The sequence below is a fragment of the Parasphingomonas puruogangriensis genome, from assembly GCF_036663635.1.
Taxonomy (GTDB): domain Bacteria; phylum Pseudomonadota; class Alphaproteobacteria; order Sphingomonadales; family Sphingomonadaceae; genus Sphingomonas.
In genome coordinates, this window is sequence record NZ_JAXOJI010000008.1 from 198,856 (window position 1) to 223,514 (window position 24,659).

Genomic DNA, 24,659 nt, shown 5'->3' on the forward strand with positions numbered 1-24,659 from the left:
CACAGTCGATAAAAAGGGGAATAAGATGACCAAGGCAGCGATAGCAGCATCTGTGTCTAGCATGATGGCGATTGCGTTCGCCGCCGCACCCGCCTGGGCTCAGGTGACGAACGCGAGCGACACATCGCCTGAGCGCACCGCCCAATCCGAGGATATCATCGTTACCGCACAGCGTCGTGAGCAGACGCTGATCGACGTGCCGCAATCGGTGTCGGTCATCACGCAAGACACGTTGGAGCGCCAACAGGCAAACACCTTCAGCGATTACCTGAAGCTGGTGCCGGGGCTGCAGCTGACCCAGTCGACGCCCGGCGAGGGCCGACTGATCGTGCGCGGCCTGAACACCGGCGGCGTCTCCTCCACGGTCGCGGTCTACCAGGACGAGACGCCGTTCGGATCGAGCAGCGGTCTGGCCAACGGCGCCGTGCTCGCTGGCGATTTCGACACGTTCGACGTGGCTCGCATTGAGGTGCTGCGCGGGCCGCAGGGGACTCTGTACGGGGCCAGCTCGCTTGGTGGCGTGTTGAAGTTCGTGACCAACGCGCCGAGCACGGAGAAGATCGAGGCGCGCGGGCGCGCGGGGATCGAGACCACCCGCGGCGGCGAGATGTCTTATGTCGGCAATGCAATGATCAACATTCCGCTGGGTGACACGCTCGCCTTCCGCGCGTCGGGCGTCTACCGCGACATCGGCGGGTGGATCGACTCTATCGGCACCGGCGGGTCGCGCGTGCGGAAGGACATCAACGGGTCGCGCGTTTACGGCGGCCGGGCGTCGCTGCTGTTCAAGCCGGACGACAGCCTGTCGATTCGCCTGAACGCGCTGATACAGAACATCGACAGCGATTCGCCGTCGGTGGAGGAGAGCGACGCCGTAACGCTGAAGACGCGCTATGGCAGCCCCACCGCGTCGATCTTCGTACAGCCGTCGCGCACTGTGGCATACAGGGTGTACAACGGCACGATCGACTATGATTTCGGCTTTGCTGAGCTGGTGTCGTCGAGCAGCTACAGTACGCAAAAGCAGTTCCGCCGCGAAGATCTGACCGTCAACCTTGCCGGCACGGTCGGCTTCGTTTTCCAGGTACCGGCAGCGGGCGCGACCCCTGCGCGCTTCCTGGCCAATGAACTGTATCAGGCGCAGAACACCAACCTGGAGAAATACACCCAGGAAGTTCGCTTGGGCTCGTCCGGCGAATCGATGTTCGACTGGACAGTGGGCGGCTATTACACGCATGAAAAAGGGCTCATCCGGCAGGAATTTATCGCCGTCACGCCCGGTACGCTGACGCCGATCACCACGCTGCCGGCCGGCACCGTCAACCTCCTGACCGGCGGCACGCCGATCACCACGCTGCCGCTGCTCGCTTTGGCGCAGCTGCCATCCACCTATGAGGAATATGCCGGCTTCGCGAACGTCACGTTGCATCTGGGCGATCGCTTCGACCTCGATTTTGGGGGTCGGTACAGCCACAACAACCAGCGCGTGACGCAGTCGCTGGGCGGCGCGCTGGTCGGCGGCGCGACCAATGTGTTCAGCCAGCGGTCCTCGGAAAACGTGTTCACCTATTCGGTCGCGCCCAAGATCAAGTTCGGCAACAATGCGTCGATCTATGCCCGCGTCGCCAAGGGCTTCCGTCCCGGCGGGCCCAACGCGCAGGCGCCCGGGGCGCCGGACAGCACGCGATCCTATCGATCGGACAGCACGATCAACTACGAGCTGGGCGTGAAGGCGGAGACGGTGGACCGGACGTTCGGTATCGAACTGGCCGCGTTCCGCATCGATTGGGACGACATCCAGCTGCTGACCACGACCATCGACCAGAACGGCACGCCGTTTAATTTCAACGGCAATGGCGGCAAGGCACGCAGCGAAGGCGTTGAACTGACGGCGACGGCGCGTCCAACTCAAGGGCTGCTATTTTCGCTGATCGGCGCGATCACCAATGCGCGCCTGACGCAAGACGCACCAGCGGCAAGCGGTTTCAACGGCGATAGGCTGCCCTTCTCTCCACGCTATTCGGCCAGCGTGAACGGCGATTATGCCTTCGAGGTCGGCAACGGTGTGGAGGCCTATGTCGGCGGATCGATCCGGTCGCTGTCCAAGCAGCGCGGCCCGTTCGATGCGCAATATATCGCGACGGTTGGGCAGCGCAGCACCATCCCGTCCTATGAAGTGGTGGACCTGCGCGCGGGGGTCGACTTCGGCCGGTTCACTGCGGAGGTCTACGCCAAGAACGTGGGCGATGCGGACGGCAAGCTGTCCGTGTCGGCGCTCAATTCCTACCCGGCGGGGCCGGGCGGGCGGGCGACGGTGGCGACGGGCATGATCCGGCCGCGGACCATCGGCCTGTCGCTCGGCGCGCGCTTCTAAACCAACTTCGGCCGGTCTTGCACCGACCGGATCGTCATTTGAACAGGGCAAACGACATGAACCTTCGCATTCTGGCTGTGTCGTTTCTCGCCTTCGCCGCGCCGGCGCGGGCGGACCCACCTGCGGGTTTCGACGCGCGCGTAGAGGCGGTCCGCGCTGTATCGGGCACACCCGGCATGGCGATCGCCATCGTCGAAGACGGCAAGGTCGTGCTCGCCAAGGGATATGGCGTGCGACGGCTGGGCGCGCCGGAGGCGGTGGACGCGGACACGATCTTCACGATCGGGTCGACCGCCAAGGCGATGACCGCGGTGGCGCTCGCGACGCTGGTCGACGCGGGCAAGCTTGGCTGGGACGACAAGGTCGTTGATCGGCTACCCGGGTTCCAGATGTATGATCCCTGGGTGACGCGCGAGATGACGGTGCGCGACCTGCTGGTCCACCGCAGCGGATTGGGCCTAGGTGCGGGCGACCTTCTGTACATTCCGCGCGGCAGCTATTCGCGCGACGAGATCGTCCGGCGACTGCGCTACATCAAGCCGGCAACGAGCTTCCGCAGCGGCTATGCCTATGACAACGTCCTGTACATCGTCGCCGGCCGGGTGGTCGAGGCGGTCAGCGGCCAGACGTGGGAAGACTATATGCGCGAGCGGGTGTTCGCGCCCGCCGGCATGGCGAGTGCGACCAGTGACTATGCGCGGATGTTCACCAATGCCAATCGCGCGCAGCCGCATGCGCGCTATGGCGGTCCAGTGCGCGGGACGGGGCCGCAGCGCGTGCTGGACGAGCGGGAACACCTGCCGCAGGCGTCGGCACCAGCGGGGCTGATCGCGGCGAGCGCCAAGGACATGGCGCGGTGGCTGCAGATCCAGCTTGGCCAGGGCGTGGTGCCCGGTGGCACGCCGCTGTTCAGCGCGGCGCAGGCGCGCGAGATGTGGACGCCGGTCACCCCGATCCCGATCGCCGACCTCCCGGCGCCGATCACCGAGACGCAGCCATCTTACCAATCCTATGCGCTCGGCTGGGAAGTGCGCGATTATCGCGGCACGAAGATCGTGTGGCATGCCGGCGGGGTGTACGGATCGACCTCGGTCGTCGTGCTGATCCCGGACAAGAAGGTCGGCTTTTCCATCGAGCTGAACAGCGAGGAGAGCGAGCCGCGCCACGGCCTGATGTACGAATTGCTCGACCATTATCTCGGCGTGCCGCCGCGGGACTGGCCGGCGAAATTCGGCGCCTATCGCAAGACGCGCATCGCCGATGCGCGAGCCGCGATCACGCAAGCGACGGCGGCGCCGGCCAAGACCCGTCCGTCCTTGCCCTTGGCCGGCTATGCCGGGCGCTATGTCGATCCATGGTACGGCCCGATCGCGATCGCGCGGGATGCCAAGGGGCTCAAGGTCAACTTCACGCCGACGCCGAGGATGAGCGGACGGCTGGAGCATCACCGCTACGATACGTTTATCATCCGGTTCGATGATCCGGGAATTGAGGCGGCGTACCTGACCTTCGCGCTCGACGCCGACGGCAAGGTCGCGCGGATCACCGCCAAGCCGGTGTCGCCGATCGCCGATTTCAGTTTCGACTATCGTGACCTGGCATTCGAACCCGAACGGGCTGGTTCGTGAGCCACCGACGCACGATCCATGAAAGGGTCTATCCATGATCGGCAGGAAGAGCTTCGCCGTGGTGCTGGCGTGCGTCATGCTCGCGGTGCCGGCGCTGTCGCAGAAGGCGCCGCCGGTCGCCCCGGCGTCCGTGGTCCCGGCCGTGCCGGCGGAGCGGCGCGTGGCGACCGAACGGTCCGCGAGCGCGCCCACGCCAGGCGCGGTGCCGCTTACCGCATCGGACGTCGGCGCCTGGCTCGACGGCTTCATGCCATCGGCGCTGGAGGCGGGCAAGATCGCCGGTGCGCAGGTCGTGGTTGTGAAGGACGGCCAATTGCTGTTCAAGAAGGGCTATGGCTATGCGGACGTCGCGGCCAAGCGGCCGATGGATGTCGACCGCACGCTGATGCGGATCGGATCGACCTCCAAGCTGTTCACCTGGACCGCGGTGATGCAGCTGGTGGAGGCGGGCAAGATCGACCTCAACGCCGACATCAACAAGTATCTCGACATCAAGATCACGCCCAAGGCCGGGCGTGCGATCACCATGAATGACCTGATGCGGCACCGTGGCGGATTCGAGGAAGGGCTGAAGGACCTGATCGCGATCGACCCCGCGCGGTTCAAGAGCAACGAGCAGTATCTGAAGGAGAACGTCCGGCCGATGATGTTCGCGGCGGGCGAGGTGCCGGCCTATTCAAACTACGGCACCGCGCTTGCCGGCTATATCGTCCAGCGCGTGTCGGGCGAGCCGTTCGACGCCTATATCGAACGCCACATCTTCGCGCCGCTGAGGATGGGGCGGGCGACGTTCCGCCAGCCGGTGCCGCCCGCGCTGCGTGGCTCGCTGTCACAGGGCTATATGCGAAGCGACCAGCCACCGGGACCGTTCGAGTTCGCGACGACGTCGCCCGCAGGCAGCGTGAGCGCGACGGGTGCCGACATGGCGCATTTCATGATCGCGCACCTCCAGAACGGCCGCTTCGGCGACCAGCAGATCCTGCGGCCGGAGACCGCCCAGTTGATGCACCGCCCGGCCGTGCAGCCCGAACCCGGGTTCGACACGATGGCGCATGGATTCTTTCAGGGGCGGCAGAACGGACGGCTGATCATCGGCCACGGCGGCGACACCATCGTGTTCCACACCGACCTGACGCTGTTGCCGGAGGAGGGCGTCGGTATCTTCGTCAGCTTCAACAGCCGGGGCGAGAACGACGCGGCTTACGGCGCGCGGGAGCGTTTAAAGAACCTGTTCCTCGACCGCTATTTTCCCGGCCGGGCGGCGCCGACGCCGCCCGCGATCGCCGGCGCGGCCGACCATGCCGCCGCGATCGCCGGCGGGTATGAGGGCTCACGGCGGGTGGAAAACGGCTTTATCGGCATCTTCTACCTGCTGCAGCAGGACGGTGTTGCCGCCAATCCGGACGGTACGATCAGCCTCGCCTCGATCCCAGCCAAGAGTTTCCGCGAAATCGCCCCCGGCCTGTGGCAGGAAGTCGACGGCACGCGGCGGCTGAGGGTCGGCCCGGTCGCTGGTCGCCTGTCGATCATCGACAGCGCGAACCCGATATCCATTCTGCAGGCGGTACCGGCTGCGCGCAGCTCCAAGATCAACACGCTGGTCGCCGGACTGTCGTTCGTCGTGCTGTTGCTGACGGTCATCGGCTGGCCGATCGCGTGGTGGCTGCGGCGCAAGTACAAGGCGCCGGCGCTCGTCACCGGCCGCGCGGCGCTCGTCCAGCGGCTTACGCGCGGTGCCGCCTTGGCCGACGTACTATATCTCATCGGCTGGTACACGGTGCTCGCGCCGGTGCTGCAGATGCGATATTACGAATACAATGCCGGCATGGACGGGCTGGTCCGCACGCTGCAGATCGCCAGCATCGTGCCGATCGTGGGCGCCGTGATCGGTATCTACAATGCCTTCCTTGCTTTTACACATTATCGGGGATGGGCCGTGGCGACCCGTAGCGTGATCGTTGCCGCCGCGTTGATCGGTATCGTGTGGGTGGCCTGGATGGGTCAGCTTATCGGATTTGAATTGAATTATTGAGCCAATCCGGAGACATGGCTTGCGGCGGCTCTGTCAGACCAAATGCACCGGTCGTTAGGCGGTGTGACGTAAGGCCTCAGCATGCCCCGCCTTCGCAAGCCCACCAGCCCGTTCCGCTATTTCAACTCCTCACCCGAGGTGATCCGACTGGTAGTGATGATGTACGTCCGTTTCCCACTTTCGTTGCGGAACGTGGAGGACCTGCTGTTCGAGCGCGGTATCGACATCTGCCATGAGACGGTGCGCATGTGGTGGAACCGGTTTGGGCCGATGTTCGCAGGCGACATTCGGCGGCAGCGCGTGTCGCGCATGCGCGGGTTTCGTCACTGGCGCTGGCATCTCGACGAGATGTACGTGAAGCTGAGCGGCGAAATGGTCTACCTCTGGCGGGCAGTCGATCACGAGGGCGAGATCCTCGAGAGCTACATTACGAAGACCCGGAACAAGGATGCTGCTCTCACCTTCATGAAGAAGGCGCTGAAGCGGCACGGCAGCCCGGAGGCGATCACGACTGACGGTCTACGCTCCTATTGTGCGGCTATGAAAGAGCTTGGTAACATGGAGAAGCACGAGGTCGGACGCTGGGCCAACAATCGGGTCGAGAACAGCCATTTGCCGTTCCGACGACGAGAGCGAGCGATGCTCAGATTTCGACGAATGAAGACGCTTCAAAAGTTCGCCAGTGTGCACGCCAACGTCCACAATGGCACTGTCACACCTAATGCGCCGCTGATTTCCTATTTGGTTGGGGCGGTCAGTTGAGCGTCCTCGCTGTCACTTTGTTCAGCGAAAGGGCTGCCTATGTTCTCGCCGAAGCTCCGAATCGGAACCGAGTTTCCCGCTGATCGCAGGCTAAACGAACCAGATTCTGGTTAGTCTGACAGTGCCAGGCTGTGGTTCCAGGCTGCAGTTTCGAGATGGCCATCATTTTACCCCGAGCACGATCTTGCCTTGGATATGCCCTTGCGCCGCCCGTTCGTGCGCCGACCGAGCAGCGGCGAGCGGATAGATGCTGTCGAGGACCACCCGAATGGCACCATCCTCCAAAAGGCGGCCGACCTCCGCCAATTGTGCCCCGCTCGACCGGACCTGGGTGCTCGACACGGTGATGCGCAGCTTCTCGGCATCCTCGCCGCCGGCGAAGCCAAGCGGGAACACCAGGAACAAGGCGCCACCTGGCTTCAGCGTCCGCAGGAACCGGCTTGCGCTTGGGCCGCCCAGTGCATCGACGACAAGATCGACGTCGTGCACCACGTCTTCTGGTGGGCTCTTGGTATAATCGATGAATTCGTCAGCGCCGAGCTCGCGCAGCAGCTGTTCATGCTTGCCCGAAGCCACCGCAATGACGTGGGCTCCCTTCAGGCTCGAGCAACGCGCAAAGCAGAGCGAATTAATGCAGCTTCCGCAATCCCGCGAGGACGACCTTCTGGAGGAAACACGAGGGGCTTGTTCCCCGGTGCTATCGCGGCCCAGCCGCATCGACCGGCCTTTCCGAGCCGTAGCGTAATCCATCGATCAGCAGGTCCAGCATCCGCGCGATGTGCGCAGCCCCCTCATCGCCGCTCGCGACCGACAGGTTTCCGATCGCGCGCAGTAGGTCATAAGGCTCGATGTCGCCGCGCCCCTCTTTCGCTGCGGCGGCCGTCTCGAGCAGGGCGCCGAGGGCGGGTTCGAAGCGAGCCCGGAAATACGCCGGCAACGCATCGAACGCTGCGTCGCCGGAGTGCAGGGCGGTTGCCAGCCCCTTCTTGGTACTCAAAAACAGGGAATAGCGTTTGAGCCAACGCGCCAGGGCTTCACCCGCGCGATGGTTGGCCGCCAAGGTTGCGGCTTCCGCAGCACAGGCATCGACCTCACGGCGAAAAACCGCTGCGATCAGGTCCGAACGCTTGGGGAAACGGCGATACAGCGTGCCCACACCGACGCCGGCCCGGGCAGCGATCTCCCTGACAGTGGCATCGACGCCTGACTCCGTGAAAACAGCCTTCGCCGCTTCCAACACAGCATCCTCATTACGTAGTGCATCGGCGCGAACACGCCGCTTCGGCGCCGTTCCGCTGTCACCACTTGCTTCTACATTGTCCGTCAAATGCGTTTCCCGTCACAACCCGCTTGATAACGGAACAATGTTCCGTATATAGCTACCTGCATGCGGAACAATGTTCCGTATGCCAGATGTAGGCGAACCGTCGCGGCTCGCCAATAGGAGCGAGGCATTACCAGTGAACAACCTCATAGACAAAGCTCGGCACCTGCCGGTCAATGACGCCGTCACCACGATCTCGATCAGTCCCGTCATCCTTCCAGCACCCGGCCGCGGTGTGCCGCTGGAGCTACGGATCACCGCACCGATGAACGGCAGCGCCTTGCCGGTGGTCCTGCTGTCGCACGGGCACGGCCCTTCGCTCTACATCCCGTCCAAGGATGGGTACGGCCCGCTCGCGAACTTTCTGGCGGAACATGGTTTTGTCGTCATCCAACCCACTCACCCCAACTCCAAGGTGGGCGGTCTCGCTCCTGATGCGCCGGGTGGTCCGCTTTTCTGGCGCGAACGCGTCGAAGACATGACGCGCATCCTCGACCAGATAGAGACGATCGAGGCCATCGTACCAGCGATTTCCGGTCGGCTCGACCATGGCAGAATAGCTGCGATTGGCCACTCGCTGGGGAGCCACACCATCAGCGTCCTGCTTGGCGCAACGGTGGCCGCGCCCGAAGATGCAGAATCTGGCAGCGATTTGCGGGAGCCGCGGATCAAGGTAGGCGTACTGCTCGCCAGCCTTGGTCGCAGCCAAGACCTCAACGGACCCATGGGTTTGCGCTATCCGGCGCTCGGCCTGGATTTTTCGACAATGACTACGAGGACTCTAGTGGTGTTCGGCGATCATGATGTCAGTCCACACCTCACGGAGCGCGACGCTCAGTGGCATGCCGACCCGTATCATCACGGTCCGGGAGCGGACTGCCTGCTGACCCTGTTCGGAGCTAAGCACGGACTGGGAGGCGTTGCCGGGTACGACGCGAAGGAAACCGACGATGAGGATCCGGACCGCCTCGCGGTCGTCCAGCGCATGCTGTGGGCCTATCTGCGTTCTACGCTGTATCCTGGGGACCCTGCATGGTTGAACGTTTGCAAGGCGTTGAAGAACGACGTGAGTCAGATCGGCCAAGTCGACTGCAAGTAAGGTCGCAGCCTGTCGTTCCTGCTATGAGCGACAGGCTGTCTCACCATACGGCGGGCCTAAGATGTCGTACAAACGGTCGCTTTCACGAAATGGGCCCGCCGACGGGTTGATCCTTTTCCCACCGACAGCGCGAAGAAGAGTCAGCCACGGCGCGTGCAAGGTCATGTTGCGATTATGGTAAGCTCCGCCACGCAAGTGCGGCGTTATAACGTGGGGCGGCAAACGTGGCCGCTTCCACATTCCAGCCTGGGAGCCAATCCACAATGATAGAGGAAATCGAACGCCGGGAGGATGAGCGCTTCGCTGCTGTCATGGCTGGTGATGCTAAAGCGCTCGCGCCTTTGCTTCACCAAGATCTGCGGTACGTTCATTCTAGCGGTGCCGTCCAAGACCGCGCGCACTACCTAGCCGAACTCGAGAACGGAACGTGGACCTACCGCGACGTGCGCCGATCCGAGCAAAACATTTCAATCCGAGGTGGGACTGCGATCGTGGTTAACAGGTTGAACATATCCGTACTTCACCTCGGGAAGGTCCAAGAAGTACACTCAACCGCGCTCGCAATCTGGGTTCGAGAGGCTGTGGGCTGGCAACTTTTCGCGGTACAATCAACAGCGCTGTAAGAACCTGTTCGCTGACCGTGCGACAGGACGGATCCATCCGCGCCGACCTGCCGATTGAGCCATGCGCAGACCTTCTTATCAGCCTGCTCCAGGGCTTTCGCGCCTTGGGCAAGCTTCACGATCCGGGTGACCATGACGCCTTGATCGCCATGACCCTCAAAACGCTCGACTGAGCACAGGACCCGTTATGACAGAGTACCCCGACACCACGCCGTTCGAGCACGCTTTCGAGACGATCAACGGATTGCGACTTCACTATGTGACGTCCGGCCCGAAAAACGCCGAGCCGCTGGTCCTTCTTGCCGGCTATCCGGAAAGCTGGTTCGCCTGGCGCAAGGTAATGCCTCTGCTGGCCGATCGCTACCGCGTCATCGCCATCGATCTTCCGGGGCAAGGCGACTCCGACAAGCCGCTCGACGGCTATGACACCGGGACGGTTGCACGCCGCGTCCACGATCTTGTCGCGCGCCTCGGTCTGACCCATTACAATCTCGCTGCACACGACATTGGCGCGTGGGTCGGGCTCCCCTATGCGCTGATGTACTCAAACGAAGTCAGCCGGCTCGCTCTCCTCGATGCCGGCATTCCCGGCGTCACGCTGCCCGATATGTTGCCAACCGCACCCGACCGCGCGTGGCGGACCTGGCATTTCGCGTTCCACACCGTGCCCGATCTGCCGGAGGCGCTGATCGCCGGGCGCGAGCGCGTGTATCTGGACTGGTTCTTGCGGCGCAAGACCGCCAGTCCGCTGAGTTTCAGTGATGCTGACCTCGACGAATATGTTCGCATTTTCACCATGCCTGGCGCGTTGCGCGCAGGCCTCGCCTTCTACCGTGCAGTAAGCGTTTCGGCGGAACAGAACCGCGCGCTGGTTCGCGATGGAAAACTTACCATGCCAGTGCTCGCCATCAGCGCCGACCAAGGCTCTATCCCCGACATGGCCGGTCCGCTCAGGCCGTTCGCAGACGATCTGCGCGGCGAGACCGTGTCGTCCAGCGGCCACTTCATACCCGAGGAACAGCCCGAGGCTGTCGCCCGGTTACTCGGTGGTTTTTTCGCGGATCAGTGAGCGCGAGCAGAGCACCGAACAAGTTGCTAAAGTCAGAGCGACCGCGGCCATGTCGCGCCGCAAGCCAGACCCGGCCCCGTTGATCGGGCCCGAGCAAAGTGAGCCGTCAGCAGCTACTTGAGCCGGGCCGAGAGATCTTCGCCCATCTCCGATTGGGCCTCGTCCTTTATCCTGGTGGCGGGGATACTTCCCGCCTGAGATGTCACGTTCGTCACCCATCTTTGTACAGCCGCCTTGCCGTGAGCAGCCTCAAGATCACGAAAGGTCCGCCATGCGGCTTCGTAGCGTGCTCTGGTGAAGCTCCGATCGCTTGCGTCTCCCATCAGATCGTTCGGCCCGAACTTGAAGCTTCGCGCATTCATGGGCGGATAGTAACGCGGGTCAGCCTCCATCTTGCGTCGCTCCTCCTCACTGACCTGGCGGAAGATGGCTTCGCGCCTGAGTTTCAGCCCTCCCAACTTCCCAGTGCCACCGGCATCGTCGCTGCGGCCAGCTCCGCTTCATATCCGAGCGCATCTTTCTGCGCCGCTGATGGCGCGATTGCCTGCTTTACGAAGCGGCTGAGCCATTCGGCATGTCCTTCGCTAAACCAGCGGGGTCCTTGAGCACCCGCTCGCGTTTGGAACCCGTGGACCTGCGTGCGGCATGGTAAGTACCACCATGTCCTAACCTTCTTTTAGCAAAGCGCCATCCGATCGAACCGGTACATGCCAGCGAGTCACGGTTTCGCTCGCAGGCGGCACGTATGCGGCGACCGCAGCGAACACAGCACCGTACCACTGAGCATTCCGGCTCACGGTTGTTTTTGCACGCGACGCTTTAGCCTCCGTCCTGGCAGAGGCCGCGAGGGCCCAAGTAACGCAGTCCTATAATTTGAGCGGCTTGGCGGCGTAAGCCTACCTCCGATTACCGCTGGCTCCGAAGATTGGTCTTGTCGCAAAAGCGGCGACATACGCGACCTCCAAAACTCAGGACGTGTGCGACGCGACCGTCCGTCTCCCGTTCTTCCGTCACCGGCGTCCAGTTTGGGGGAAAGCCGACGGGAGCAGATTTCGGAGACGGGCAGCTTAGAAAGACAAGTTTGTTGATGCACGGGCTGCAAAAAAGCGTCGCATGTCGGCGAGGAGAAGCCTAGGCTGCTCAAGTGCCGCGAAATGGCCGCCCGCCTCCATCTCGCTCCAGTGGACGATGTTGTAGGTCTTGCAAGCTTGCGAGCGCGGGGGCGGCGGTAACAATGGATCGGGGAAGGCCGCGACGCCGGTCGGCACTTTGATGCGGCTACCGGCCGGAAATTTCTCTGACCCCTCCAACATGCGGCCGCGATACATCCACGTCGACGTAATGAAGGAACCCTCGACGAGGTACAGCATGATGTTGGTAAGAAGCATATCCTCGTCGAAGGCCTGCCAAAGATCGGGCCGGCCCTGTTCGTCGCGCGGAACGTCCGCCCACGCGCCGAACTTCTCCAGGATCCAGGCGGCGACACCGACCGGGCTGTCTGCCATGGCGATGCCGAGCGTCTGCGGACGTGTGCTTTGCTCCTGCGAGTAGCCGGTCTCTTCCTTAGCCAGCTTCGCAAGTCGTGCTGCCCAGGCAAGTTCGTCGGGCGTCTCCGGCGACACGTGTGCAGCCTGGATCTGGACCATGTTGAGGTGCAGCGCCGCAACGGCTCCAGGATAATCGTGCGCCATCCAGCTCCCGATCACCGCGCCCCAGTCGCCCCCTTGCACTAGATAGCGAGCACCGGAGAAGAGTTCGGCCATCAGGCCGTGCATCAGTTCGGCAGTTCGGCGCGGTCCAATCGGCGCGGCGGGGCGCCCGGAGAAGGCGAAGCCCGGAAGCGAGGGCACGACGACGTCATGGCCGTCGGCGACTAATGGAGCGATCAGCGCTTCGAATTCTAGGAACGAGCCCGGCCAGCCGTGCAGCAGGAGCAGCGGTGAGCGTGAACCATCGCCCCGCGCATGAATGAAATGAAGCTTTTGGCCCAGCACCTCGGTGATGAAGTGAGGCAGAGCATTCAGCCGACGTTCCTGTGCGCGCCAGTCGAACCGCGTGCGCCAATAGTCCACTAGCCGCTTGAGGTCCGCGAGGCCGACGCCCGACTGCCAGCTTCCCGCGTCCGGCAGCGCTTCCCAGTCGAACGATGCGACTTTGGCGTTGATGACGGCGAGCCGCTCGTCGGGTACTGCAATCGTAAAGGGCTTTGCGATCCCGTGTCCTAGCGTTTCGACGGGACGCGTGACGGGAATGGTGTTTCCGGTCGTTTTCATGAGGATAATCCTTTTCAGTTTGGCAGTAACGTGAGGGACGCTCGCGCCAGCGGCCGTTGATCAAGGGGATGGCTCAGAACTTGGCGTCGCGCACGACGATTGGGATCTGTTCTTCAGTTCAGATATTTTGGAAACGCAGGCATTGCCGCGAAGTCCTCGGGCGCATGCTGTATCACCACGCGTGCGTGCGTGTTCGCAGCCAAGCCAGCAAAGCGCTGCTCCGACGCGACGGTGTCAGCACGACTGAGGTTGACGCTCGGAACCAGGTTCTTCTCGTAGTTCTGGCGTGTGTGGAACAGGTCGCCGGAGATCAGCACTGGTCCGGTGTTCGGGAGCCTGACCAGCATCATCCGAGATCCCGGTGTGTGGCCGGGTGCCTTCAATATTCTCACGCTGCCATCACCGAAGACGTCGCGATCGTCATCTGACGCATCGACATGGTCCTGCGTGAGCGGTCCGATCGCTTTGGCGTCGACGCCGAATGGTGTCGGGTTGCTCTGCGCCCAAGCCAGTTCGCTCGTCGCAATCAGGAAGGTCGCCTTGGGGAACAGCGGGATGTTGCCCGTGTGATCCTGGTGGAGATGCGACAGCGCTACGAAGCGGATGTCGTCCGGCTTTAGGCCGAGTTGCGCGAGCTGGCCGACCAAGGTGCGCTTGACGGTGAAGCGACCACCGAACTTAGTCTTGCCGCCGGGCAGCGCGGCAAGCTTGTCGCCGTTGCCGGTATCCCAGAGCAGCCAGTCTTTGCCATGACGGACAAGATAGCATGGCGTTGGCAAAGCAAGAGACTTGCCATCATATTCACCGGTGTCGGCGAAATAAGCTGCATCCTCGAACTGGGTCAGTCCGCAGTCGATCGTATAGAGCCGGTCGGCGGTCGCGGTGTTGACGCCCTTCGCGACTTGCTGTGCCGATGCAGCAGGCACCATGCCAAGGGCGAATGCGCTAGCTAAGGCGGTTATCATGTATCCGGTTCGCATGTTCTTTTCCTGTCGTTGGAGGTTCGTTGCTTGGGTGAAGAGCCCGCGTCCCTGGGCGGGTCGTGCGATCTACAATTGGATGCGAGCCGAGTTCAGCTAATCGCCAAAAGGCAGCGGATCACCGTCCGCCCGCATCTCAGGCATGCGGCAAAACCGCCCGCGATAAGCCCGCTATCGCCTCCGGCGTCGTCGTAGGCGATGCGGCCTCCCTCAACCTCAAGGTATCGGGTGATCCCCGGCGCGAGTGTCTATCCGTCATTCCGAATTGTTTGCGATGATGTCTTTCCCTCGATCATGTGATCTTGAGGTAAGCCGCCAGCGTACCGGGCAAAAGGTGCCTATTCTGGACAGTCCGTCTCGTCTAAGAGACGCATCCTCGACAATTGGTCCGGCCGATGTTGATGATCGCCGCATTCGATTGCTCGGCAAACGCATCGTTTCACTCGCTAAATCAATGACTAGCCGCTCGCCACACGTCGCCGCACAGGCGGGCTCTCCCGGTTCAATGTCAGAGCAGGAACGTTCGGCCGATTGCCGACCGCATTGCGAAAGCGTCTAGCCGTAGCTACCCGACGATGACGTTGTCGCCGACGTCGTGCAGGCGGTCGGTGAGCACCGCACTGAAGCATCATTGTTCATCTGCCTTGCACTGATGTGATCTTCGCTGCTCAAGACCATGGTTGAAAAAAGCAGGGTGCCGCAAAATGGCGGCAACGGCAGTTATCGCGCAGCCACGACCGGCAATGACCCGACGAACGAGGCGATCGCAGCGGCGACGCGCTCAGGCGCCTCGACGTGCGGGTAGTGGCCGACACTTTCGACGATCAAGTTGCGAGCGTTGAGCGTCGTAGCCAATCGCTCCGCTTCCGCGACCGGATCGTCGAAATCGGGATCGCGGCTGCCCATCACGATCAGCGCGGGGACGTTACTTTCGCCGACGATCGAGGTCGTTTCGGCCTTGGACAAGGTGAGCATGGCCATCAGCGCGTCCATCCGCCCTTCCTCCCTGATGTTCGCCAGCAGCAGCGCCCGGTAATCGGCATGGTCCGCCGGCCGGTGGGCAACGAAGAGCGCGTCCCAATACGCGGTCCAGAATTCATGCCGCCACGGGCCACCGAAGCCAACCTGAAGGGCCAGCATCACCGTCGGGGCGATCTCGAGGTCACGCACGATCGGTCCCAGCAAGACGACACCTCTTACGCGCGACGGTGACTCGCGCGCCGCCCAGAGCGCCGAGCCCGCGGCAAAGGAGTTGCCGAGGATCACGGTGTCAGACATGCCAAGGGCCTCGATCAACGCGACCGCGTCCTGGCCGACTGCGCGTGCCGAATAGTCGTCCCATCCGGCCGTGGTTTCGCCGAAGCCGCGCACGTCCATCGTCACGACACGGTAACCTGCTGCGACAAGGAAAGGGCGCAGGTGGCGATACTCTGCCCTCAGGTCGCCCATGCCGGGGATAGCGAGGAGCAAGGGGCCGTCGCCGTCGGTGTCGTCATAGGCGATTCTGCCGCCCGCTACCTCGAGGAAGCGGGGCGTGCCGAGCGTAGGGATATCGATCGTCATGGTACGGGCCTATTCGTCGCTTAGAGGGCGTTCGTTGGTGGCGTCGTATTTGCGGATGTCGCCGGACATACGGTCCTGCCACCGGCGGACGAACTCCGTCGTGTCCTCGGCCGTCAGGTGAGCAGAAAGCGCCGCTTGGTCGCGCCAGCGCTCGACCACCAGTAATTGCCCGGCTGAGGCGTCGAGGATGGCAGCGTCGTAGGACAAGTTACCGTCTCGCCGCCGTGTCGCGACCGCGAGGTCTCGGAGGGCGGCGACGAAGTCGGCGAGATCGGTGGGTGGGACGGACATGGTGCCGGTCACGATCAGCATAGAGGACAAACCTTTATAGTTGAAGCCGGCCGCCGCCGGTATTGCCGGCGACGGGATCGGCTATCGTGGTTAGGCAACCGTCAGGACGATCTTGCCCTGGATACTGCCTCGCATTGCGCGTGCATGGGCGCCTGCTGCGTCAGCCAAGGGAAAGCTGCTGTCCAGATGCACGCGCACCGTGCCGTCGGCGAGCAGCCGACCGGCTTCCTCGAGCTGGGAACCGTTGGAGCGAACCTGGGTTGAGGACACTGTGATCCCCAGCTTTTGTGCCTCGTCATGGGCGGCAAAGCCCATCGGATTGACTAGGAACAGGGCACCGCCATGTTTCAATACGCGAAGGAAGCGCTCGATGTTCGCGCCACCGACGGCGTCGATCACGAGGTCGGCATCGCGGATCACCTCGTCGGCGGCCTCCTTCGTGTAGTCGATGAAGCCATCCACACCCAGCTCACGCATCAGCGTCTCGTTCTTGCCCGAAGCCACTGCGATGACGCGCGCGCCTTGCCACTTCGCGAGCTGGACGAGCAGGTGCCCGACGCCGCCTCCGGCGCCGTTGATCACCACCGTTTTGCCGGCGAGCGACACCGGTTGATGCTGGAAGCTCTGGAAGGGATTGGGTGCATCATGTCCCAACTCGATCAGGAACTGCCACGCGGTTAGCAGCGACATCGGAGCGCCGGCCGCGTGAACGTGGTCGATGCCGGCGGGCTTGTGCGCCAGCTCCGACGCGGCGACCTTGACGTACTCGGCGTAGGCGTCGCTGCCCTTCATCAGATCTTCGGGGAAACGGACCATCGAGAAGACCTCTTCCCCGACGGTGAAGCCTGTCACGTCGTCCGCGACGACTTCGACCACGCCCGACACGTCCGTGCCGATGGTGAGCGGGAACACCGGATTGGGCTGCCACTCCGGCGGCAACGCCCGGTAACCGTCACGCAGCATCAGGTCTGGCGGGTTGAGACTGGCCGCGTGGACACGAACGAGAACCTCTCCCGATCCGATCTCCGGCAGAGGCGCATCCTCGTAACGCAGCACTTCCGGGCCGCCGAATTCGTATAGCCGCACTGCCTTCATCATAGTCATCATCATTGGTTCTTCCTTCAGGCTTTATGACCTGCTAAAAAGGGTCACTGACCCGTATATCCGGGTCAGTGACCCGATTGTCAAGGATGCCATGCGAGCCGACGCTAGAAAGAATTACGACCAGATCCTTTTGGTCGCACGCGACCTCGTGGGACGCGAAGGTGCCAACGTCTCCTTGCGTGAGGTCGCACGCACGGCAGGAGTGGGGCTTGGGACGCTGCAACGCCATTTCCCGACCCGCGAAGTGCTGTTGGAAGCACTGCTGCGTGAGAGTTTCGATCGGCTGACCACGCGCGCGGTCGAATTGGAATCGTCCGACGAGACTGGGGCAGCGCTGATAAATTGGCTGCGTGAGACGGTCGCGATGGCCCACGACTATAGCGGCGCGATCAAGTCGATGGTCGCGGCGATCGAGGATGAGGAATCGGCGCTTCATGCGTCCTGCGTCAGCATGAAAGCCGCAGGCACTCGATTGCTCGATCGGGCGCAGCAGGCGAGTCAGGCGCGCCGCGACATGGACGGAGCCGATCTCTTCGCGTTCGTCGGCGCGCTGTCCTGGGTCGCCGATCAGCCGGGACTGGCGGCCCGATCTGACCATATCTTCGATATTGTTGCTGGCGCGATCCGCGCTGAGTCGCCATCCGGCCAAATCAATTGACGGCTAGCATTTCCACTTAGGGCAAGATCGCTTTTATTCGTGTGCTCACGGAAACCAAAGTGATCACGCGTACCCTGCTTTTCGTCGGTTTGTTGGATGGTCGGATTAGCCTCGCCCTACTTCAGGAACGGATTGATCGACGCCAGCGTATCGTCGAAGCGGCCTTCGGCTTCCGCGTTGCGCATGAAGTCGACGCCCTCCACCAGGATCTCCCGCGGCGTGGGTGTCATCTGGAAGAGCGCGATGACCTGATCGGCGAACGTGTTGAGCGGCATCATGCGCTGGTTGGTCTTTTGGCCGGGCGTCAGGTCCGTTTGGACGGCGGGCGGCACCACTTCGATGACCTCAACCCTGCCTTTCAAGACCGCACGAAGCGATTCTGTGTAGCTGTGGATCGCGGCCTTGATCGCCGAATAGGTAGGGGCGATGACCAGCGGCACGAACGCCAACCCCGAACTGACGTTGACGATCACCGCATCGGGCTGCCGGGCAAGATGCTCAACCAGCGCATTGGTCAACCGGATGGGCCCGAGCAGGTTGCTGGTGACGGATGCCTCCGCATCACTCAGGTCGCGGAACTTGTCGAGCGACGTCTCCATGCGCATGATGCCGGCGCTGTTGAACAGCACGTTGACGTCCGGGAAGTCGGTGACGAGCCGTTCCGCAAAAGCCGCGACGCTGGCGGGATCATCTTGGTCGAGCGTCAAAGCATGGATGTTTGGCCGATCGCCGATCGCCTTCTCCAGCGTCGCCAGGCGTCGGCCCGCGATGACGACGGTATTGCCGAGGTCGTGGAAACGGTGGGCGAGCGCCTCGCCGATCCCGGTGCCGCCACCGGTGATCAGGATCGTGTTTCCGGTCGTTTTCATTGGAGTGGTCCTTGTGAGTGTGGCGCTGGCGCGAATGGCGCTCGGCGCCAGCGCCGTTGATCGAGGGAGAGGCTTAGAGTTTGCCGTCCGCGAGCATTTCGCGGGTGCGTTTCAGCGTGGACAGCAGGGCGGCGCGGTAGCCCTTGTCGGCGCTGTCGAACTGAGCCTGTTCGGCCTGCTCTTCGGGACCGTTCGGCACCTTGCCGCGCAAGCCGGTGTAGCAGTAGAATTTTAGCTGCAGTTCGCCGGCTTCGTCCTCGAACAGTTCGTTGACGATCGCGCCTTCGCGCGGCCCTGTCGCCTGGAAGAAGGTGACCTTGCTCAGCGGCTCGAGCGTGATGATCTCACGCAGGTCGGCGCCAGCGATGGTGGCTTCGCGCACGAAGTGGGTCGCGCTTTCCTCGACCACGTCGCAGCGCGTGCAGAGGCCGGGCGGCAGGAACAGCCGTGCGTCGCGTGCCTTAAGCTCGAGGCCCTTCCAGGCCTGCTCGCGGGTAAGTTTGGTTTCGCCATCGGGGTTCACTGGAACGGTCGCGGTCGAGTAGATCATGGCATGTGTCCTTGGATGAGGGGCGTGGCAGGCTGCTCAGCCTGCGATCTGCGCTGCGTAGTCGCGGTAGGAGCGCAGCGGACGACCGAGCAGCGCGGTCAGCCGGTCGACGTCGCCAGCGTCCGGGATCATGCCGTCGGTGACGAAGCGCTCGGCCATCAGGCGCATGTCGAGCGCCATCCAGCTCGGCATGAACTGGCGCAGGTTCTGCTCGAACCCGGCCGTGTCGTCGCCGGGATAGGCGATCTGCCGGCCGAGCACGTCCGACCAGATTGCCGCAGCATCGGCGCCGGTGAGCGTGTCCGGGCCGACGACGTTGATGCGGTTGAGCGGCAGCGGCTCGGGCGACTGCTCGCGGCGGATCAGCTCGATCGCGGCGATCTCGCCAACATCGCGCGCGTCGATCATGGCAAGGCCCTTGTCGCCGATCGGCATCGGGTAGATGCCGTAGCCGGTGATCACGTGCTTAATCGTGATTTCGTTGTCCATGTAATAGGCTGGGCGCAGGATGGTGGCGTTGAGGTCCATCTGCTCGATCATCCGCTCGACACCGAACTTGCCCGCGAAGTGTGGCACGTTCACGTAGATGTCACTGTGGATCACCGATAGGTAGACGATCCGCTCGATCCCGACTTCGCGGGCCACCGCCAGGGCGACTAGCGCCTGGGTGTATTCGTCGGCAACAACACCGTTCAGCAGGAACAGCGTAGACACGCCGGAGAAGGCACTACGCAGCGAGTCCACGTCGAGCAGATCGCCCTGGGCGACCTCAACGCCAGTCGGGAAACTGGCTTTGGAGGGGTCGCGGACGAGAGCGCGCACATCGGCGCCGCGGTTGACGAGCTGTTCGACGACGTTGCGGCCGACATTGCCGGTAGCGCCAGTTACGAGGATGGTCATGTGGGTCACTCCTGAATTGAACCGTTTGGCTGTCACTAAAATGAGCGATCCACATTCAAGCCGGTAGACGCTATATCTAGACAGACCGTCTTGCAGGTGGAACATATGGATCTTCTCGCTCTCTCTGATTTCAACCTCGTCGCCCGTCACGGCGGCTTCGGAAAAGCCTCGCGCGCTGCGGGGCGGCCCAAGGCGACGCTGTCACGGCGTGTCGCGGAGCTGGAGGCTAGTCTCGACCTGCGTCTGTTCGAACGTGGCGCGCGCGTCTTGAAGCTAACTGAGGAGGGTCGCGCGCTGTTCGAACGGACCGGCCAATTGCTGACCGAACTTGACGAGACCGCCGCCGCGATTGCTTCCGGAGGACACAACCCACGGGGCAGACTGCGGATCAGTTCACCCCTGCTGTTCTCCCAGACTGCGATGGGTAAACTGGCCGCTGGTTTTGCCCTCAAGCACCCTGACGTCCGGCTTGAGGTCACGACAGAGGACCGCGCTGTCGACATGGTGGAGGAAGCATACGACCTGGTAATTCGGGTGAACCCGGAGCCGGACGAAAGTCTCGTCGGGCGGGTGTTCCTCCACGATCGGCTGGTCGTCGTGGCAAGCCCGAACCTGCCACAGCCGACCGACGGATCGGCGGTTCCGGCGGTCGTGCGCGGGCCAGCCAAGCAGGCCGAGGTCTGGACCGTGACGACGGCCGCTGGCACATCGAAGATCGCAGTCACACCAGTGCTGAGCCTGTCATCGCTCGTCATGGTCCGCGACGCGGTCGGGATGGGCGTCGGTGCGGGGCGGCTTCCCATCTCACTCGTGAGCCATGATCTCGCCGATGGCACGCTCGTTCACTGGGGGGACGTGGAAGGGCCGGAGATCGCGCTGTGGACGCTATATCCAACACGCAGGCTCCTGAGCGCGCGCGTGTCGGCCTTCCTGGAATATTTAAGGGAGGCCTTTCCCAAGGGAACGCCTGACGAGCTCGCAGCCTATTTAGCGAAATAGCGGCTCCGGGGCCTGGAACGCGGACCGGAGCCTGTCCCGTGATGCTCAAGCCTCACCCCAGGCTTGCCGAACCTTCTGTATTGCAGGCCGCGCAAGCATCCTGTCGTAATGCCGCTGGACGTTGTCTGGCAGCACGATCTTCTGCCGTGGCGTCCACCGCTCGACATAGAACAATGCGGCGTCGGCTATCGTGAACCGGTCGCCCGCGGCGAAGTCGTGCGAAGCGAGCACCGGATCGAGGATCGCGAAACCTCTTTCGACTATATCCCGACCTTGCCGCCTCACACTGTCCGCGCCTACGCCCAGCTTCCCGTGCACAGCGTCCTGCGGCTCGAAAACCTGGGGCGCGAAGATCCTGGCAAAGCCCTGTCCGTGGATGGTGCCTTCGACATAGGCCATCACCTCGACAGCCCTCGCCTCCTGCGTGGCATCTTCAGGGATCAGGCCGACATGCGGAGCCTGTCGAGCGATCCAGGTCGCGATCGCGCTGAACTCTGTCAGGACTGAGCCGTCATCGCGCACTAGCGTTGGGACCTTGCCCTTGGGATTGATCGCCTGGAAGGCTGCCTCACGAGCCTCGCCGCCAGCGACATCGAGCTGCTGGGTCTCGTAGGTCAAACCGGCCTCCTCCAGCAGGATATGAATGCCGATCGCGCAGCTGCCGGCCCCCCAGAAGAGCTTCATCTCAGGCCCCTTTCCTGATGCCGAGCGCATCACGCGCTATTCCTGATATCGTCCAGCATGTCGTGCGGCTCTGCCGACTGCCATCCCAGCGCCTCCTGCGTAGCGAGGCTCGATGCCGGTACGTCCATTCGGGCGATCCGTTCGAGCCAGCCGAAATGACCGGCAGCATCGGCCTCGGACAAGGCCATGACGGGCACCTTCAACCTATCGCCGATCGCTTCGGCGATCGCCCGCACGCGCACGCCCTGCTCGGCAACCGCGTGGTAGGATCGACCGGCAACACCGTGTTCCAGCACGAGACCGTAGAGCCTTGCGGCATCCAGCCTGTGGACCGCCGGCCAGCGGTTGGCACCATCGCCGACATACGCCGACACGCCCTTCTCCCGCGCGTGTGCGAGAAGGTAGGTAGCGAAGCCCTGCTTTACGCGGTCGTGGACCTGAGGCATCCTGATAACCATCGCCTGCACGCCGCGCTCCACCAGCGCTCGTGCCGCCTGCTCGGACCTCCGGGGCATCCCATGCCCATCGGCAGGCGGCAAATCGTCTTCCGTCGCGACCCGCCCGAACACCGGCGGTAGCCCCGACGTGACGATGAAGCGCTTGTCCGACCCTACCAGAGCATCACCGATCGCCTCGATCGCGAGGCGGTCCATCTCGCTACTCTCCGCAAGTCTGGCGAAGTCGTGATCGAACGCAGCATGGATGACCGCATCGGCCGCAGCGGTCCCGGCCCGCAGGCTGGCAGGGTCGTCCAGGTCGCCGCGATATGCCTCGGCCCCGGCCTTCGCCAGCGTTCTTACCGCCTCTTCCGAGCGGGCAAGACCCACCACCTGGTGACCTGCGGCAACAAGGTCTGAAACGATTGCGGAGCCGACAAAGCCGGTCGCGCCGGTCAGGAAAATACGCACGCTGCGCTCCATCTCTGATAAGGGGAGCCGTGGGCGCACAATGCGTCCATGGCTGAAAGTCGTGGCGGAAGCCGATCACCAGGGAACCGGGCCATTCTCGTCGGAGAAGGTGCCGGTCGGGCCGTCCTCGCCGATCAGCGCAAGACGGACCAGCTCACGCGCGCCCTCCTCTACGGTGCGGGTGCCGTTGAAGTTGTTGAGGCTGGTGGACGTGAATCCCGGACAGGCGGCGTTAACCTTAATGTTGGTGTCTTCGAGCGCGAGCGCCAAAGCCAGCATGACGGCGTGGGCTGCGGTCTTGGACACGGAATAGTTCCCGAACATGCGCCGATGCGGGTTCGACGGGTCCGAGTTCAGCGTCAGCGACGCGCCCGAACTGCCAGTGATTACGATCCGGCCGGCGGGTGCCTCCCGCAGCAACGGCAACATCGCCTGTGTGACGGCGATGACGCCGAACACGTTGGTCTCGAACACTGTCCGAACATCCTCGATCGGTGCGTCGATCAGCAAGTTCGTGTTGACCGCCTCACCGAACGATTGGTTCGGCTTGGCTCGCGAGACGCCGGCATTGTTCATCAGCACGTCCAGGCGGCCGAACTCGCTGCGGATGCGCGCTGCCGCTGCATCGATCGACGCCTGATCCGTCACATCGATCTGAACTGCGTGAGCGCGCTCGCCAATTTCCTGGGCGGCAGCTTCGCCCTTGGTGAGGTCGCGTGCGCCGACCAGCACGGTCAATCCCTTAGCGGCGAGGTCCTTGGCGACCTGAAGGCCGATGCCCTGATTAGCCCCGGTCACGAGTGCAACGCGATCATATGCCATGCTGTAATCCTTTCATCACTGGTCAAGTCTGTCGGCATCCGTTAAACGGAACGACCGTCCGTTTCACATATACGGAACAATGTTCCGTATATCAAGGGTGTTAATGGTGGAGCAGGATGGAGAACGGGCAGCGGAGATTAGAAAGTCCGCGATTGCATCACGGATGCTCGTCGTTTCGCGTAGCTGCCGGCCCCCCGAAAGAGGTTCATCTCAGACCTTCTTCTCGATGCCGAGCGCATCGCGGAGGAAGGCTCCCACGCCGTCCAAAGCCTCCGGTGCAGCCTTCAACATTCCGACATTGGCCGGGAAGACGTGGATCATGCCTTTCCAAACATGCACATCGCACGGCGGTCGTTGCGCTGCGTCGGCGAGCGCATGGAAGCGGAGCGTGTCGTCGAGCAGAACCTCGTCGTCTCCTACGTCGATGCGAACCGGAGGCAGGTTCGCCAGCTCACCTGACATGGTGTTGACGCGTGGATCATGCGGGTCACCGCTCACCAGATACTGATTGACCGCCTGCTGCAGCGCGGCTCGCGACAGGATCGGGTCCACCGCAGCTCGGCTCTCCATCGTCGCGCCGGAAAGCGACAGATCGATCCATGGCGAGAAGACGGCTGCCGCGACCGCTCGCGTCGCCGCCGCACTCGAGGCCAGCACCGCTAATCCCAGCCCACCGCCTGCCGAGTCACCGACCAGCGCCACGGTGTCGAAGCCCGCCGCCTGCATCCCGTCCAGCGCCCGGCGTGCATCCTCGAAGGCGGTGGGGAACGGGTGCTCAGGCGCCAATCGATAGTCGGCGACGAACGTCGCCGCTTTGGCCCTGGCTGCGATCTGGCTGGCGAAGCCACGATAAGCGGCGGCCGAGCCGATCACGTAGCAGCCGCCGTGCAGGTAGAGGATAGCCTTCCCCGGCACTGCTTCCGACGGGACACACCACCAGCCCGGCACGCCATCGAGCTGACCGGCAGTCCATTCCACGCCTTCCGGAGCCGGCGTTTGCGCCATCAGCTCGTCGTATCCCGGGCGACCCTCCGGCGCGACCGAAGGCGCAGCGGAGAGTGCCATGAAGCCACGCATCGCGACCATCGCAGCCCGGTCCGCAAGGTGCTCGTCGTGGTGCGTGACGGTCATCCGATGGTCTCCTTTC

The 24,659-nt window shown here is 63.2% G+C and carries 24 protein-coding genes; 9 read left to right on the top strand and 15 right to left on the bottom strand.

The window, feature by feature from the left end:
* Window positions 1-25 precede the first annotated feature (25 nt).
* From U1739_RS18030 to U1739_RS18045, 4 genes are all read left to right on the top strand, one after another.
* Window positions 26-2,374: a TonB-dependent receptor gene (locus tag U1739_RS18030; RefSeq protein WP_332709986.1), complete on the top strand. Its 2,349-nt coding sequence runs from the start codon at window positions 26-28 to the stop codon at window positions 2,372-2,374.
* 56 nt (window positions 2,375-2,430) lie between these two features.
* On the top strand, window positions 2,431-4,002 hold the full coding sequence (locus U1739_RS18035; protein ID WP_332709987.1) for a serine hydrolase: 1,572 nt from the start codon (window positions 2,431-2,433) through the stop codon (window positions 4,000-4,002).
* A 34-nt stretch (window positions 4,003-4,036) separates the two neighbouring features.
* Complete coding sequence (locus U1739_RS18040; RefSeq protein ID WP_332709988.1) at window positions 4,037-6,034, top strand: serine hydrolase domain-containing protein; 1,998 nt, start codon at window positions 4,037-4,039, stop codon at window positions 6,032-6,034.
* Window positions 6,035-6,115: 81 nt separating this feature from the next.
* A complete protein-coding gene (locus U1739_RS18045) occupies window positions 6,116-6,796 on the top strand; it encodes an IS6 family transposase (protein WP_332709989.1) in 681 nt (226 codons plus the stop codon).
* 162 nt (window positions 6,797-6,958) lie between these two features.
* On the opposite strand, the gene U1739_RS18050 is transcribed toward U1739_RS18045, so the two are convergent.
* On the bottom strand, window positions 6,959-7,513 hold the full coding sequence (locus tag U1739_RS18050) for a zinc-binding dehydrogenase (RefSeq protein ID WP_332709990.1): 555 nt from the start codon (window positions 7,511-7,513) through the stop codon (window positions 6,959-6,961).
* Window positions 7,494-8,123 (bottom strand): TetR/AcrR family transcriptional regulator, encoded by a 630-nt coding sequence (locus tag U1739_RS18055; protein WP_332709991.1) that lies wholly within the window; start codon window positions 8,121-8,123, stop codon window positions 7,494-7,496. The genes U1739_RS18050 and U1739_RS18055 overlap by 20 nt, the downstream gene beginning before the upstream one ends.
* A gap of 133 nt (window positions 8,124-8,256) precedes the next feature.
* Here U1739_RS18055 and U1739_RS18060 point away from each other — a divergent pair, with 133 nt between their 5' ends.
* The 3 genes from U1739_RS18060 to U1739_RS18065 all read left to right on the top strand — a co-directional run bounded on the left by U1739_RS18060 (window position 8,257) and on the right by U1739_RS18065 (window position 10,911).
* Complete coding sequence (locus U1739_RS18060; protein WP_332709992.1) at window positions 8,257-9,219, top strand: alpha/beta hydrolase family protein; 963 nt, start codon at window positions 8,257-8,259, stop codon at window positions 9,217-9,219.
* Between the two features lie 263 nt (window positions 9,220-9,482).
* A complete protein-coding gene (locus tag U1739_RS21270; protein WP_443025598.1) occupies window positions 9,483-9,842 on the top strand; it encodes a nuclear transport factor 2 family protein in 360 nt (119 codons plus the stop codon).
* Window positions 9,843-10,029: 187 nt separating this feature from the next.
* Window positions 10,030-10,911, top strand: coding sequence for an alpha/beta fold hydrolase (locus U1739_RS18065; protein ID WP_332709993.1), 882 nt, complete (start codon window positions 10,030-10,032; stop codon window positions 10,909-10,911).
* Between the two features lie 113 nt (window positions 10,912-11,024).
* Here the strand turns inward: U1739_RS18065 and U1739_RS18070 are convergent, their stop codons facing one another.
* The 6 genes from U1739_RS18070 to U1739_RS18095 form a co-directional block, all read right to left on the bottom strand.
* Window positions 11,025-11,303: a hypothetical protein gene (locus U1739_RS18070; protein ID WP_332709994.1), complete on the bottom strand. Its 279-nt coding sequence runs from the start codon at window positions 11,301-11,303 to the stop codon at window positions 11,025-11,027.
* A gap of 675 nt (window positions 11,304-11,978) precedes the next feature.
* Window positions 11,979-13,184, bottom strand: coding sequence for an epoxide hydrolase family protein (locus U1739_RS18075; RefSeq protein WP_332709995.1), 1,206 nt, complete (start codon window positions 13,182-13,184; stop codon window positions 11,979-11,981).
* Between the two features lie 113 nt (window positions 13,185-13,297).
* Window positions 13,298-14,164: an N-acyl homoserine lactonase family protein gene (locus U1739_RS18080; protein WP_332709996.1), complete on the bottom strand. Its 867-nt coding sequence runs from the start codon at window positions 14,162-14,164 to the stop codon at window positions 13,298-13,300.
* 720 nt (window positions 14,165-14,884) lie between these two features.
* Window positions 14,885-15,727 carry an alpha/beta fold hydrolase gene (locus U1739_RS18085; protein ID WP_332709997.1) on the bottom strand — a complete coding sequence of 281 codons (843 nt, stop codon included), beginning with the start codon at window positions 15,725-15,727 and terminating at the stop codon, window positions 14,885-14,887.
* Window positions 15,728-15,736: 9 nt separating this feature from the next.
* The gene (locus U1739_RS18090) at window positions 15,737-16,039 is read right to left on the bottom strand and encodes a putative quinol monooxygenase (RefSeq protein ID WP_332709998.1); all 303 of its coding nucleotides are present in this window, start codon (window positions 16,037-16,039) and stop codon (window positions 15,737-15,739) included.
* A 69-nt stretch (window positions 16,040-16,108) separates the two neighbouring features.
* Window positions 16,109-17,128 (bottom strand): NADP-dependent oxidoreductase, encoded by a 1,020-nt coding sequence (locus U1739_RS18095; protein ID WP_332709999.1) that lies wholly within the window; start codon window positions 17,126-17,128, stop codon window positions 16,109-16,111.
* 85 nt (window positions 17,129-17,213) lie between these two features.
* Between U1739_RS18095 and U1739_RS18100 the strand changes: the two genes are divergently transcribed.
* Window positions 17,214-17,780 (top strand): TetR/AcrR family transcriptional regulator, encoded by a 567-nt coding sequence (locus U1739_RS18100; protein ID WP_332710000.1) that lies wholly within the window; start codon window positions 17,214-17,216, stop codon window positions 17,778-17,780.
* 116 nt (window positions 17,781-17,896) lie between these two features.
* On the opposite strand, the gene U1739_RS18105 is transcribed toward U1739_RS18100, so the two are convergent.
* The 3 genes from U1739_RS18105 to U1739_RS18115 form a co-directional block, all read right to left on the bottom strand.
* On the bottom strand, window positions 17,897-18,649 hold the full coding sequence (locus tag U1739_RS18105; RefSeq protein ID WP_332710001.1) for an SDR family oxidoreductase: 753 nt from the start codon (window positions 18,647-18,649) through the stop codon (window positions 17,897-17,899).
* Window positions 18,650-18,722: 73 nt separating this feature from the next.
* Window positions 18,723-19,199 (bottom strand): SRPBCC family protein, encoded by a 477-nt coding sequence (locus U1739_RS18110; protein ID WP_332710002.1) that lies wholly within the window; start codon window positions 19,197-19,199, stop codon window positions 18,723-18,725.
* Window positions 19,200-19,235: 36 nt separating this feature from the next.
* Window positions 19,236-20,204 (bottom strand): SDR family oxidoreductase, encoded by a 969-nt coding sequence (locus U1739_RS18115; RefSeq protein ID WP_332710003.1) that lies wholly within the window; start codon window positions 20,202-20,204, stop codon window positions 19,236-19,238.
* On the opposite strand from U1739_RS18115, the gene U1739_RS18120 reads away from it, so the two are divergent.
* The gene (locus U1739_RS18120; protein WP_332710004.1) at window positions 20,205-21,098 is read left to right on the top strand and encodes a LysR family transcriptional regulator; all 894 of its coding nucleotides are present in this window, start codon (window positions 20,205-20,207) and stop codon (window positions 21,096-21,098) included.
* Window positions 21,099-21,143: 45 nt separating this feature from the next.
* On the opposite strand, the gene U1739_RS18125 is transcribed toward U1739_RS18120, so the two are convergent.
* The 4 genes from U1739_RS18125 to U1739_RS18140 form a co-directional block, all read right to left on the bottom strand.
* Window positions 21,144-21,782 carry a glutathione S-transferase family protein gene (locus U1739_RS18125; RefSeq protein WP_332710005.1) on the bottom strand — a complete coding sequence of 213 codons (639 nt, stop codon included), beginning with the start codon at window positions 21,780-21,782 and terminating at the stop codon, window positions 21,144-21,146.
* Window positions 21,783-21,811: 29 nt separating this feature from the next.
* On the bottom strand, window positions 21,812-22,690 hold the full coding sequence (locus U1739_RS18130) for an SDR family oxidoreductase (RefSeq protein ID WP_332710006.1): 879 nt from the start codon (window positions 22,688-22,690) through the stop codon (window positions 21,812-21,814).
* A gap of 75 nt (window positions 22,691-22,765) precedes the next feature.
* The gene (locus U1739_RS18135; protein WP_332710007.1) at window positions 22,766-23,512 is read right to left on the bottom strand and encodes an SDR family NAD(P)-dependent oxidoreductase; all 747 of its coding nucleotides are present in this window, start codon (window positions 23,510-23,512) and stop codon (window positions 22,766-22,768) included.
* Between the two features lie 210 nt (window positions 23,513-23,722).
* Window positions 23,723-24,643 (bottom strand): alpha/beta hydrolase fold domain-containing protein, encoded by a 921-nt coding sequence (locus tag U1739_RS18140; protein ID WP_332710008.1) that lies wholly within the window; start codon window positions 24,641-24,643, stop codon window positions 23,723-23,725.
* Between the last annotated feature and the right edge of the window lie 16 nt (window positions 24,644-24,659).